The sequence below is a fragment of the Arachnia propionica genome (assembly GCF_003932785.1).
Classification (GTDB): Bacteria; Actinomycetota; Actinomycetes; order Propionibacteriales; family Propionibacteriaceae; genus Arachnia; species Arachnia propionica_B.
Genome location: NZ_RQYT01000147.1, coordinates 1 through 486, shown reverse-complemented (window position 1 = coordinate 486; position 486 = coordinate 1). Strand labels below are relative to the sequence as shown.

General features: G+C 65.0%; 1 protein-coding gene. It reads right to left on the bottom strand.

Going from position 1 to position 486, the window contains the following annotated elements:
- Positions 1-321 (bottom strand): IS3 family transposase (locus EII35_RS16325; RefSeq protein WP_395858270.1); only part of this gene is annotated, 321 nt, incomplete at its 3' end.
- Between the last annotated feature and the right edge of the window lie 165 nt (positions 322-486).

Genomic DNA, 486 nt, shown 5'->3' with positions numbered 1-486 from the left:
GGTGATGAACGCGACGTAACAAAACCCTGTCAGGACACGCACGTAGGTGATGTCAGCAACCCACAGCTGGTTCGCACGCTCGGCGGTGAACCGGCGTTCGACGAGATCGAGGTGGGGATCGGGTTGCCCGGCAGGGCATGTGGTGCGTGGTTTCCGGCCGCGGCGTACGCCCTGGAGGCCGGCGATCCTCATCAGGCGGGCGACCTGGTCTCTGCCGATCTGCCAGCCCGCACGACGCATCGCATACCCGCATCTTGCGTACCCCGTAGACGCTGTAGTTCTCCTGGTGGATCCGTGTGATCTCAGGCAGCAGGACCTCATCTCGCATCGCCCGTGCCGAAGCGGGGCGGGTCTTGGCGGCCCGGTAGGCACGGGAGGTGATGAACCCACACGTGGTCGCACGCAGAGTACGGCAGATGGCCTCGACCCCGAAACGGTCACGGTGTTCGTCGATGAACCGGATCATCTCGTCGTGGGGCGGTCGAG